The 11,578-nt window shown below is 61.7% G+C and carries 13 protein-coding genes and 1 tRNA gene; 6 read left to right on the forward strand and 8 right to left on the reverse strand.

The window, feature by feature from the left end:
- Window positions 1-115: 115 nt before the first annotated feature.
- Window positions 116-202, reverse strand: a tRNA-Ser gene (locus OO306_RS26785).
- A gap of 199 nt (window positions 203-401) precedes the next feature.
- Here OO306_RS26785 and OO306_RS26790 point away from each other — a divergent pair.
- From OO306_RS26790 to OO306_RS26800, 3 genes are all read left to right on the forward strand, one after another.
- Entirely contained in the window at window positions 402-1,091 is a 690-nt protein-coding gene (locus OO306_RS26790) for a crotonase/enoyl-CoA hydratase family protein (RefSeq protein ID WP_265970296.1), read from the forward strand.
- Between the two features lie 88 nt (window positions 1,092-1,179).
- Complete coding sequence (locus OO306_RS26795) at window positions 1,180-1,899, forward strand: 1-acyl-sn-glycerol-3-phosphate acyltransferase (protein ID WP_265970297.1); 720 nt, start codon at window positions 1,180-1,182, stop codon at window positions 1,897-1,899.
- A 62-nt stretch (window positions 1,900-1,961) separates the two neighbouring features.
- Window positions 1,962-2,933: a magnesium and cobalt transport protein CorA gene (locus OO306_RS26800; RefSeq protein ID WP_099428589.1), complete on the forward strand. Its 972-nt coding sequence runs from the start codon at window positions 1,962-1,964 to the stop codon at window positions 2,931-2,933.
- A 90-nt stretch (window positions 2,934-3,023) separates the two neighbouring features.
- On the opposite strand, the gene OO306_RS26805 is transcribed toward OO306_RS26800, so the two are convergent.
- The gene (locus tag OO306_RS26805; protein ID WP_027596025.1) at window positions 3,024-3,755 is read right to left on the reverse strand and encodes an amidotransferase; all 732 of its coding nucleotides are present in this window, start codon (window positions 3,753-3,755) and stop codon (window positions 3,024-3,026) included.
- A 528-nt stretch (window positions 3,756-4,283) separates the two neighbouring features.
- On the opposite strand from OO306_RS26805, the gene OO306_RS26810 reads away from it, so the two are divergent.
- A complete protein-coding gene (locus OO306_RS26810) occupies window positions 4,284-5,084 on the forward strand; it encodes a cytochrome c (RefSeq protein WP_265970298.1) in 801 nt (266 codons plus the stop codon).
- 92 nt (window positions 5,085-5,176) lie between these two features.
- On the opposite strand, the gene OO306_RS26815 is transcribed toward OO306_RS26810, so the two are convergent.
- From OO306_RS26815 to OO306_RS26830, 4 genes are all read right to left on the reverse strand, one after another.
- On the reverse strand, window positions 5,177-5,509 hold the full coding sequence (locus OO306_RS26815; RefSeq protein ID WP_027596023.1) for a ribonuclease E inhibitor RraB: 333 nt from the start codon (window positions 5,507-5,509) through the stop codon (window positions 5,177-5,179).
- A 183-nt stretch (window positions 5,510-5,692) separates the two neighbouring features.
- A complete protein-coding gene (locus OO306_RS26820; RefSeq protein WP_099428586.1) occupies window positions 5,693-5,929 on the reverse strand; it encodes a hypothetical protein in 237 nt (78 codons plus the stop codon).
- Window positions 5,930-6,291: 362 nt separating this feature from the next.
- Window positions 6,292-8,364 carry an LTA synthase family protein gene (locus OO306_RS26825; RefSeq protein ID WP_265970299.1) on the reverse strand — a complete coding sequence of 691 codons (2,073 nt, stop codon included), beginning with the start codon at window positions 8,362-8,364 and terminating at the stop codon, window positions 6,292-6,294.
- Between the two features lie 135 nt (window positions 8,365-8,499).
- The gene (locus tag OO306_RS26830) at window positions 8,500-8,691 is read right to left on the reverse strand and encodes a PLDc N-terminal domain-containing protein (protein WP_027596020.1); all 192 of its coding nucleotides are present in this window, start codon (window positions 8,689-8,691) and stop codon (window positions 8,500-8,502) included.
- Between the two features lie 126 nt (window positions 8,692-8,817).
- Here OO306_RS26830 and OO306_RS26835 point away from each other — a divergent pair, with 126 nt between their 5' ends.
- On the forward strand, window positions 8,818-9,756 hold the full coding sequence (locus tag OO306_RS26835) for a ZIP family metal transporter (protein WP_265970300.1): 939 nt from the start codon (window positions 8,818-8,820) through the stop codon (window positions 9,754-9,756).
- Between the two features lie 76 nt (window positions 9,757-9,832).
- Here OO306_RS26835 and OO306_RS26840 read toward each other — a convergent pair whose 3' ends face one another.
- Window positions 9,833-10,363 carry a hypothetical protein gene (locus OO306_RS26840; protein ID WP_186703666.1) on the reverse strand — a complete coding sequence of 177 codons (531 nt, stop codon included), beginning with the start codon at window positions 10,361-10,363 and terminating at the stop codon, window positions 9,833-9,835.
- Between the two features lie 60 nt (window positions 10,364-10,423).
- Window positions 10,424-10,951, reverse strand: coding sequence for an ankyrin repeat domain-containing protein (locus tag OO306_RS26845; protein ID WP_027596017.1), 528 nt, complete (start codon window positions 10,949-10,951; stop codon window positions 10,424-10,426).
- 266 nt (window positions 10,952-11,217) lie between these two features.
- Here OO306_RS26845 and OO306_RS26850 point away from each other — a divergent pair, with 266 nt between their 5' ends.
- A complete protein-coding gene (locus tag OO306_RS26850; protein ID WP_027596016.1) occupies window positions 11,218-11,490 on the forward strand; it encodes a DUF3509 domain-containing protein in 273 nt (90 codons plus the stop codon).
- Window positions 11,491-11,578: the final 88 nt, after the last annotated feature.

Below are 11,578 nucleotides of genomic sequence, written 5' to 3' on the forward strand. Positions count from 1 at the left end.
GGCATCAAAGGCATCGAGGTTTCGACGGTGCTACCCTCGATCTTGGTGGCCCAGCCGGCCATGTAGCGCAGGAAGTCGATGGCCAGTTGCACGTCCATGACCTTGGCCACTGCGGCGGTGAAGAAGGGATTTGAACCCTTGATACGATTTCTCGTATACACACTTTCCAGGCGTGCTCCTTCGACCACTCGGACACTTCACCGTTTTCTCTTCAAGCCTTTCAGCCTGTCGAGGCGCGCTAATTTAGTGGAAGGCCTTTCCTTTGGCAAGCATTTTTTTCAAATTTTTCATGCATTTGCATTTGAGGCCCGGTAAACGCTGACCGGCCAGTCAGCCTTGCTGCTTTACCTGGCCCACGGCGCTGGGTAACGTCGTCGCCACGCCAACAAAAGGACTCTGCCATGAGCGAGCTGATTACCTACCACGCCGAAGACGGCATCGCCACCCTGACCCTGAACAACGGCAAGGTCAACGCCATCTCGCCGGATGTCATCACTGCCTTCAACGCAGCCCTCGACCGCGCCGAACAGGAACGTGCCGTGGTGATCATCACCGGGCAGCCGGGCATTCTGTCTGGCGGCTACGACCTCAAGGTCATGACCAGTGGCCCCAAGGAGGCGATAGGCCTGGTTACCGCCGGCTCCACCCTCGCCCGCCGCCTGCTGTCGCACCCGTTCCCGGTGATCGTCGCCTGCCCCGGTAACGCCGTGGCCAAAGGGGCCTTCCTGCTGCTGTCGGCCGACTACCGCATTGGTGTCGACGGGCCCTACAAGGTCTGCCTGAACGAAGTGCAGATCGGCATGACCATGCACCATGCCGGCATCGAACTGGCCCGCGACCGCCTGCGCCGCTCGGCCTTCCACCGCTCGGTGATCAACGCCGAGATCTTCGACCCGCAAGGCGCACTGGACGCCGGCTTCCTCGACAAGGTGGTGCCGGCCGAGCAACTGCACGAGGCGGCCCTGGCTGCGGCCCGTGAACTGAAGAAGCTGAACATGCTGGCGCACAAAAACACCAAGCTGAAGGTGCGCAAGGGCCTGCTGGAGGCTCTGGACAAGGCTATCGAGCTGGACCAGAACCACATGGGCTAACCCTGCAGGTCGACAGACTCACCCCAGGTTTGCCTCTTTGAGTGCACAGTCGTACACTGGAATGCGACTATCCGGTGTGAGTCATCCCATGCTTTATTCGTTGCGCATGCTCCTGCTGGCCCTGCATTTTCTGCTGGTTGGCGCTGTAGGCCTGATTATCGGCCTGTGCCGCCCCTTCAACCCCGACAACAGCCGGGTATTTGCCCGGCTTTACAGCGTGCCGGCCGCCTGGCTGATGCGCGTCAAGGTCAAGGCCGAAGTCGGCCCATTGTTCGATCACCCGCCCGGTTGCGTCATCATCGCCAACCATCAGTCCAACTTCGACCTGTTCCTCATTGGCCAGGCAGTGCCGCCGCGCACCGTGGCCATTGGCAAGAAAAGCCTGGGCTGGATCCCGTTGTTCGGCCAGCTGTTCTGGCTGGGCGGCAACGTGCTGATCGACCGCAAGAATGCCTACCAGGCGCGCAAGGCGCTGCAAAAGACCACGCGGGTGCTGCAGGACGATACATCGATCTGGATTTTCCCCGAGGGCACCCGCAACCCGGCAGACCACCTGTTGGCGTTCAAGAAAGGCGCCTTTCACATGGCCATCGAAGCCGGTGTGCCGATCGTGCCGGTGTGCGTCAGCCGCTATGCCCGGCGTTTGAACCTGAACAGCTGGCGGCAACGGACAGTGATCGTGCGCTCGCTGCCGCCGATTGCCACGGCGGGCTTGAGCCAGCGCGACATCCCCGCCCTGGTCGAACAGTGCCGCAGCCAGATGCAGCAGTGCATCGACCACATGGAAGATGAACTCGCACGCCGCTAGGTTGCCCTCTCGGCCCTTACAGCCCAAGCTGTAAGGGTGTTCAATCGAATAAGTGGACAACCATGGGTCGAGTCGTGGCGTCGGCGGTGTACAGCGCCGGCAGAAAGGTCACTAACATCAGCATCGACGAAGGCAGCGAATGGGCGCGCAAGCCCGGCCACTTCGTCTGGATCGGCCTCGAAGAACCCAACGCCGAGGAGTTGGCCAACCTGCAGCGGCAGTTCAACCTGCACGAGCTGGCCATTGAAGACGCGCTGGAAAAGCACAGCCGGCCCAAGCTTGAAACCTTCGGTGATGCGCTGTTCATCGTCACCTATTCGCCGGTGCGTCATGAAGGCAAGCTGGAGTTCATCGAAACCCATATCTTTGCTGGCAATGGCTACATCATCACCTGCCGCAACGGGCACTCGAAATCCTACGCCCTGGTGCGCCAACGCTGCGAGGCACGGCCGCTGCTGCTGGAGCATGGCGAGGATTTCGTGCTGTATGCGCTGCTCGACTTCGTGACCGAGAACTACCAGCCGGTCAGCGAAGCGATCCATGGCGAAATCGAAGAACTGGAACAGAGCGTGCTGGGCGGTTCGCTGCAAGAGGATGACATCCGCCGCCTGCACAGCCTGCGGCGCGACATCTTGCGCCTGCGCCGGTACGTGGCGCCGATGCTGGAGGTGAGCGAAGAACTGCAGCGCCTGAGCTTTCCGTTCATCGACAAGAACATGCGACCGTATTTTCGCGATGTGCAGATTCATGTCACGCGGCAGATGGAAGACCTGGTCAGCATTCGCGATATTGCCAGCCAGACCATCGAGATCGGCATGTTGCTGGAGTCGTCGCGCCAGAGCATCGTGCAACGCAAGTTCGCGGCCTGGGCGGCGATTCTGGCCTTCCCTACGGCGATTGCCGGGATTTATGGGATGAACTTTCAGAACATGCCGGAGCTGGCGTGGCAGTACGGGTACTTTGGTGTGCTGGGGGTGATTGGGTTGGGGTGTGCGGGGTTGTATGCCAGCTTCAAGAAGTCGGGTTGGCTTTGAGATGTTGGGGCCGCTGTGCGGCCCATCGCAGGCAAGCCAGCTCCTACAGGTACAGCGCTGATGTTGGGGCCGCTGTGCGGCCCCCGGCCATCACGCCACGCTGTCTTTACTCACCGACTGCCCAATGAACCGCAACATCCACTCGCCCACCAGGTCGCCCTGGTGCTCGGTGGCCAGGCTGGCAATGGCCTTGTGGTACACCTCATCCCCCAACGACGTCTGCCGCGCATCCAGCAACGCACGGGAGTAGTCATGCACGAACTCCGGGTGCCCCTGGAAGCACAGCACCTGGTCACGAATGTGGTAGGCCGCGTTGGGGCAGAAGTCGCTGGAGGCAATTACGGTCGCGCCTTCCGGCAGCTCGGTGACCTGGTCCTGGTGGCTGATCAGCAGGGTCAGCTCGGAAACCTCCGGGTCCATCCAGGGCGCATGCGCCGCCAGTGAATAACGGTGGATGCCCACACCCCAGCCCTTCTCGGCGCGCTCGGCCTTACCACCCAGGGTCAAGGCCAGCAGTTGATGGCCAAAACACACGCCCAGCAGCTTCTCGCCCCGCGCGTAGAGTTTCAACAAGTAAGCCTTGAGCGTCTGGATCCAGGGATCGGAACCGAACGAATCGGCCTTGCTGCCCGTCACAAGGTAGGCATCGAACACTTCATCGTCGGCGGGATAGTCGCCGTTCATCACGTTGTACACGCGAAACTCGGCGGCGATCGGCTGACGCGAGAACAGCTGCTCGAACATCCTGCCATAGCCGTGGTACTGCGCCGTCAACTCCGGTCGCAGGACATCGGTTTCCAGGATGCAGATGCGTAACGACATAGAAATAGTCCTGAACGACATGGGTGGGAATCTGCTGTAGAGACTGCCGCGAAAGGCACGTACAAGCAAGTAGGCCGCACTGACGAACGGTCATATTTTGCCGGCGTGTCGTTTGCAGTAACGCCACTGTCTAGCGAGAGCATGCCAGCCAGCTGGCCATTGGCCTCATAACCCAATGAAATTAACCAACCTTACAATTAGAACAAAGGGTTCTCAAACATGGATGACGCACACCCTACTGTTGGTTGTATATCGACTTTCAAGAGGCAAGCAGAACAGGCGTCAACTTACGCCACTGCGATCGACCCGAAACGCGACAGGGAAGCCAACGGGTATTCAGGAATAACAACAAGAAGGCGGTCCGCCATGTTCAGACAATCGAAAATACGCCAAGCAGGGCTCATTCTCTTCGCCACGACTCTATTGCTGATACTGCCGAACCTGACACGTTTGTTCGGCTGACGGTGGCTGTGGCGTCAACAGGCAGCGCGCATGTAACCTGCCGGCCTTGAAGGTCGGAGATTTCCCATGCGCCACTGCCTTGCCCTACTCGCCCTGCTTTTGAGCCTGCCAGTGTCGGCTGCGCAGCTGCACCTTGAGCTGGGCGACACCTCGCGCCAGTGGAGCAGTGCCGAGCTGCTAGCCCACCCGCAGGCGCGCGACATCAGCATCGAGCAGGACGTTTCCTATAAGCGCCCCATGCAGTATCGCGCCGTCCCCTTGGCTGTGCTGCTGCAGGGCGTGGGTGCGAACGACCACCTGCAAGCCGTCGCGCTGGATGGTTTTGCTGCCGAAATGCCTGCCGCGCCGCTGCTGCAGCAAGGGCCGGCGCGTGCTTGGCTGGCCGTCGAAGACCCGGCCAAACCGTGGCCCGCGTTGGGCAAAGGCAAGCCGAGCGCCGGGCCGTTCTACCTGGTCTGGACAGCACCGCAGGCCAGCGGCATCCGCCCGGAGCAGTGGCCGTTCCAGATCGCCAGCATCCGCCGCCTGGCCTCGGTGGAGCAGCGTTTTCCGGCACTGCTGCCAGACCCGAAGCTCCCGGCCGATAACCCGGTGCGCCAGGGGTTTGCGTTGTTCCAGCAGAACTGCCTGGCCTGCCACCGCCTCAATGGCGCGGGTGATGCCCAGTTTGGGCCGGACTTGAACCTGCCGCACAACCCTACCGAGTACTTCCAGCCGGCATTTTTGCGCAAGCTGATCCGTGACCCGCAAAGCCTTCGAACGTGGCCGCAGGCGAAGATGCCGGGGTTTACAGAGGCTGTGTTGAGCGAGCAGGAGCTGGATGCGCTACTGGCTTATCTGGGGCATATGGCGGGGCGTAAGCCCTGAGAGGTTGGGGCCGCTTGGCGGCCCTTCGCGGCACAAGGCCGCTCCTACAGGGAGGTGCATAAGCCTGTGGAGCGGCAGTGGGTGAGTCAGGGTCAGGCGCACAGTCGCTCTTGCTTGACGCCCCATCCTTCGACCTCGCCACCGTACGGTGAAACGAGTTGCTCGAACGTTTCTTCGAAGTCGCCAATCCCTCCATAAGTGGCATACATGACCTTGCTCAGTTCAAGGTGCCAGGCGCCGTCTTTGCGTTCGCGTACCTGGGCGTTGAGGGACTCGCCACGAAATTGCCCGGCTGCCCGTCGCGCGCCGGCTTCATCAGGGAATACTGCGTAGAACTCGATGGGGTGGATGCGGGTGAAGTCAAAACCGCCAGCTTTCATCTGGCGCAGGACATTGCTGCTGATATCGTCGTTCTGGCTGCTCATGAATCGTCCTCCTGCAATGCAATGGATAGACTTTCCGGGCACTACGTACCTGCCGGCGGTGCCGGGCAGATCGAGTTGTATAGAGCTGATGCAAGACGCGAATGTTATGGGTGCCGACCCGCAGAATAGGCCGGCACCTGGGTCCAGCGTAGTGCCTGCGTGGGCACCACGTCAACGCAAGCTTCAGGAAGCTTCCTGGATACGGGTGATGGTTACGCCATTTTGCTCTTTGAGCCAGCGCGCCGTGGGGGATGGTGCACGGTCCTGGAAGTCGTTGAGGTCCAATTCATCCATGACCGGAAACAAGTGCGAGCGAATGGCACGGGCCGCGTCTTCTTCGCTGGGGCAATGTTCAGCCCGCAGCCGCAATGACGTCGGTTCGCCTTTCTGGTCGGCAAAGATGACTTCCCACTCTTTCATGGAACGAGCCCTCGATCTGAAGAACGCCGGGTGTGTGGCGCCTGTATAGCTTGACCTTGGGCGGGGGGATTTGTTCAGTTGGCAGGGCTTTGCGGTGGTCCTTGAATTGGCAGGGTTTTGCGGTGGCCCTTCAATTGGCAGGGTTTTGCGGTGGCCCTTGTAGGAGCAGCCTTGTGCTGCGAAGAGGCCAGTGTAAACACCAAAGATCTACGGTGCTTTCACTGGCCTCTTCGCAGCACAAGGCTGCTCCTACAACGGACGCGGCAGCCGGCGATGATAGACGCGGCAGCCGGCGATGACAGGCGCGCGTGCCGGGGACAGCGGACGCGCCTGACGGGGACACTAGGCGCGCCTGCTGGGGGTTACTTCGGCGTGCCGTGCACGACGCCAGCGGTGTTGTCCAAGAGGCTCTTGGTCGCCGTCTGGATGTACGCTTCAAGCTTTTTCAGCATTTCCGGCTGGTCCGGGCTTTCGATCAGCTCGGCCTTGAACTCGCTGCCCAGCTGGTAGCGGTACATGCGCGGGCTCATGTCCTTGGACTCGATGAGGATGCGGTCACCCTGCACCAAACCCACGATCTGCTCGCTGCCCGACGGCTTGATCATGCCCACGCCCTGGTCGCCCTCAGGCAGGTTGAGCAGGTCGCGGCCCCAGCACTGATGACGGGTCTGGCCACCCAGACGGCCCATGATGGTCGGCACAATGTCGACTTGGGTGCCGACGGTGTGGTCGACCGCACCGAACTTCTCCTGTATGCCCGGGGCAATCAGCAGCAGCGGTACGTTGAAGCGGCCCAGGTCCAGCTCGGTGACCTGCTGGTGGTTGCCGAAGCCGTGGTCGCCGACGATGACGAACAGGGTCTCCTTGAAGTACGGCTCTTTGCGCGCCTTCTCGAAGAACTGGCCCAACGCCCAGTCGGAATAACGCATGGCCGTCAGGTGCTCGTCCAGGCGGCCCTGGCCGGTCACAGGCGCCACTGGCAGGTCCTTGGGCAACGCGTACGGCGTGTGATTGGACAAGGTCTGCAGCAGCGCATAGATCGGCTTCTTGCCGTCGTGCTTGGCCAGCTCCTCAGCGCCACGGTCGAACATGTCCTGGTCGGACACACCCCAGGTCGGGTCGGAGAACACTGGGTTGACGAAGTCATTGCGGCCAATGAACGTGGTCATGCCTTGGTTGCCGAAGAAACCGGACTGGTTGTCCCAGGCGAAGTCACCGTTGTAGACGTACACGTCGTCGTAATCGCGGGCGCTGAGCAATGCTGGCAAGCCCGACAGCTTGTGCCCGCCTTCCGGGGTCTGCATCAGGTATTCGAAGCCTGGCAGGTTGGGGAAGCAGGCCATGGTGGCGAACATGCCCTGGTGGGTATGGGTGCCGTTGGAGAAGAAGCGGTCGAACAGCAACCCTTCCTTGGCCAGTTTGTCGAAGTACGGGGTGATGTTGTTAGGGCTGCCCAGGGCGCCCACCGAGTGGCCGGCGAAGCTCTCCATGAGGATCACCACGACGTTCTTGATCGGCAGGGTACGGTCGGCCGGTGGCACGAAGTCACGGCGGATCGCGGCTTCGTCGGCGTCGACCAGGGTGTCGTGGGCGGTCAGCAGTTGCTCACGCACGGTCTGCGTGGCCAGCGGCTGGTCCAGCACCGGCTTCCAGATGTTGGCGCGGTCTTCGCCGAAGCGGCTCTTGGCAGCATCGATCAACGTCAGGGTGCCGTTCAGGCCCAGCTGGTTGACGAAGTTGGAGTCGGTGGTGAAGGCATCACCCCAACGCATCGGCGGGCCCTGGCGCAGGGTGCCACGGGCGGCGACCACGGCCACCAGCAGGATCACCATGAACACCGCCAGGCGGTTGTACCACGGCGCTACGCTGCGCTGCGGGGTGGCGCCGGTCGGCTGGCCGCCGCGCGTCATGCGGTCGACGCCCTTGAACAGCAGGCTCAGCAGCCAGGTGCCAATGACCCAGGCCAACAGGTAACGGACCACCGGGAAGCCGTACCAGAGCATGCTCATGACGGTCTTGGGGTCTTCCTTGATGTACTGGAACACCAGGCCGTTGAGGCGCTGGTGGAACTCGCGGTAGAAGTCCATCTCCATCAGGCCGAGGAACATCACCACGCTGGAGGCGAGGGTCAGCCACAGCCGGAACACGCCACGCCGGGCCATGGCCCAAGGGCTGAGAATGGCCAACAGCAGCGGAATGCTGATGTACACCACCACCCGCAGGTCGAAGCGCAACCCGTTCAGGAAGCCTTCGGCGACAGTCGCATAGGGGGTATCGCCGATCATGTCGCTGTTGTAGACCAACAGCGCCAGGCGCACGAGGCTGAGCATCAGCAGGATGACCAGGCCGCTGAGCAGCGTGTAGGCCAGGTGGGATTTCAGGGTCGGCGCGAACGACGCTCGCGCGCCCTGTTTCAAGGCATCCGTGTTAGCCATGAATGGGAAAGTCCTAGGATTGCGGGTTTGCGGAGATGGCGAAGGTTAATACCAACGCAGCATTGTGCGGGTGCGGATTCTGTTTAAACCAATGTGAAAATTTTGTCACGGCCGCATTTCTGCTTATGTCCGCTATCAGATCCGCACATTGCCCCTGGGCCCGGCAATTGCCCAGATCACCAGCCCTATCACCGGCAGCAGCGCGATCAGCAGAATCCACAGCACCTTGATGCCCACTTCGCTGCCACTTTTGATCACATTGAGGATCGCCCAGATATCCAGGGCCAGAATGATCAGGCCAACCAGGCTATTGAATGTAGACCCCATGCCGCTACTCCCTTGCAAAGACGTTGCAGCACAGCATAGCCAGCTATCACGTCGATAGAAGGGAATCCTTGGCCGATCGTGCAGGTCCTTGCTTAGACTGCCTGTATTCATTGATTCGAGGTTCGCATGCCCCCAGCCCATTCCGAAACCGCCACCCCACCCTCGCTGCTGAGCGCCTGGCGGCAACAGGTGCTGACTACCCCCTGGCTCAGCGCCGGCCTGGGGTTGAGCCTGCTGGCGGTGATCGTGCTGCTGGCGGCAAGCCTGTGGAACGCGGTCAATGGCGACCATGCCGACAACCTGCACCTGGCGCTGCTGGGCGGTTTGTCCGGCTTTGGCGCCACCGCCCTGGGCGCGGTACTGGCGGTGGTGCTGCGTGATGTGAGTGCGCGCACCCAGGATGTGATGCTCGGCTTTGCCGCCGGCATGATGCTGGCCGCCAGTTCGTTTTCGTTGATTCTGCCGGGCCTGGATGCCGCCCGCGAGATCACCGGCAACAGCCCGGCGGCGGCGTTTACCGTGGTGCTGGGCATGGGCCTTGGGGTATTGCTGATGCTGGGCCTGGACCGCTTCACCCCACACGAGCACGAGAGCACTGGCCCTTGCGGCCCGGAGGCAGAGCGCATCAACCGGGTGTGGCTGTTCGTGTTGGCGATTACCCTGCACAACCTGCCCGAAGGCATGGCGATTGGGGTGAGTTTCGCCAATGGCGACATGAACATCGGCCTGCCGCTGACCAGCGCGATCGCCATCCAGGACATCCCTGAAGGCCTGGCCGTGGCCTTGGCGTTGCGCGCCACGGGGCTGTCGAACATGAAGGCGGCGTTGGTGGCGGTGGGTTCAGGGCTGATGGAGCCGCTGGGTGCGGTGATCGGCCTGGGGATTTCCACTGGTTTTGCCTTGGCTTACCCGATAAGCATGGGGTTGGCGGCGGGGGCGATGATTTTTGTGGTGTCCCACGAGGTGATTCCCGAGACCCATCGCAATGGCCACCAGACGGCGGCGACCCTGGGGTTGATGGGTGGGTTCGGGGTGATGATGTTTCTGGATACGGCGCTGGGCTGAGTTCTTCGACTGCCTGTAGCGGCCTCTTCGCGGTCCGACTTGCCCCGCGAAGAGGCCGGTACAGCCAACCGACAAATCAGACGTGAACCGCGACCTTCAAAGCCTCCAAAGCCGGCTCGGTCTTGATCCCCACCTCAGCCCCCAGCTCCAGCACCCGTGCCAGGTCATGCTGGCCGACCATCACCATCTGCAATTCATCATCCAGCAACTGGCTGAAGTTCAGCAGCACATAACCCCCCGCCTCCTTGTTCAACGCCCCCATCTGCACCTGGATGCGATTGAGCGCGGTCAGTGGCTCGGTGCGCGCCAGCTGCTTGGGCTTGAGGGTGAACGGCACGCTCTTGTCGAACGAGTCGGTGATGTTCTGGAACAGGTCCTGATAGCTGTCAGCCTGGAACAGCACGGTGTCCGGCAGGCTGCCCAGCACGATCCACTCCCCCAACGGGATGGGGAAAGTGTCGTCGTAGTTGATGTCCGGGTTGGCCGCCAGGAAGGCGACGGGGTCGGCGTAGGCCTGGGCGGCCTCGTCGGCAATGCGCTCGATGTCTTCATCGCGCATGCAACCGGCGCCGATGAGGGTGATGAGTTCGAGCAATTGGTTTTTCATGAAGGGGGGCCTGCGACCGGTGAAAAGTCGCCAAGGATAGCCGCAAACGCCCCCGAACAGTTAGCCGGCCAGCGCCTGCAGGCGCGCCACGGCGTCTGCCGCGCCCATGGTTTGCGCGGCCATCAGCGCGGTGGCGCCGCGGGCATCCTGGTGTGCCGGGTCGGCACCTTGGGCCAGCAAGTAGTCGAGGATCTCGCTGCGGTTGAACATGGCCGCCAGCATCAGCGCGGTGCGCCCGTCCTGCGCGGCGGCATCGACCGGCACCCCATGCTCCAGCAGCAAGCGGATCATGGCCAGGTCGCCTTTGAACGCGGCGCCAGCGATTGGCAGCTGGCCATTGTCATTGGCCATCAATGGGTCGGCGCCGTGCTCCAGCAGCACGCGCACCGCGTCATGGTGGCCGTGGTAGCAGGCCAGCATCAACAAGGTGTCGCCCTTGTGGTTGCGCAGGTTGGCAGGCAGGCCACTGGCAAGCAACCGCTCAAGCATCGGGGCGTCACCTTGGCGGGCGCGTTCGAACACCTGCTCGGCGAAGGCCGCGGTTTCGTCATCGGTCATGGCGGCAGGCGAGGGTTGGACGGTGGACATGTTGAACCTCCTGGCAAAAATGGTTGCCCAAGTCTTTGTCAGGCAAGGCCATGCGGTCAAAGGTTCAGATTCTATCGGGCCGATAGGTGGCCGGCAGGCCGTGCAAAATGCACTGTGCAAAATGCACGACCTTGCAGGTTGCACGAAGAGATCCTTACAACATCATCATAAGCCACTGAATTTAAAGGATTTTTAACTTAATCAGTTTCTGGCACGGTCACTGCAACCATCAACTCACGTCTGCCACACAACAGTCAGGAGTTGATATGGACCTCATCCAGGAAAAGTTCGTCTCGGTGTTTTCGGCCTACCAGGTCGCAACCCAGCCCCGCCCCGATGGTGGTGTCTTGCTCACCCTGCGCGCCGCTGATGGCAAGGTTACCCGCCGCGTGTTGACCTACGGCCAACTGCACAGCGCCGAGCAGCTGTCCTGGGCGATCAGCGCCATCCGTCGCGACCTGGCTGAACAGGCCAGCGAGCTGCCGGTGATTTCGATGCTGCAGAGCCAGCAGCGGTTTGCCTTGCCGACCTATCGTTGATTGCCAGCACCGGCCTTTTCGCGGGCAAGTCGGACCGCCGCACCGCCGCTCCCACAGGAATACCACTGACCTGTAGGAGCGGCGGTGC

Source organism: Pseudomonas sp. DCB_AW (genome assembly GCF_026240895.1).
Classification (GTDB): domain Bacteria; phylum Pseudomonadota; class Gammaproteobacteria; order Pseudomonadales; family Pseudomonadaceae; genus Aquipseudomonas; species Aquipseudomonas kermanshahensis.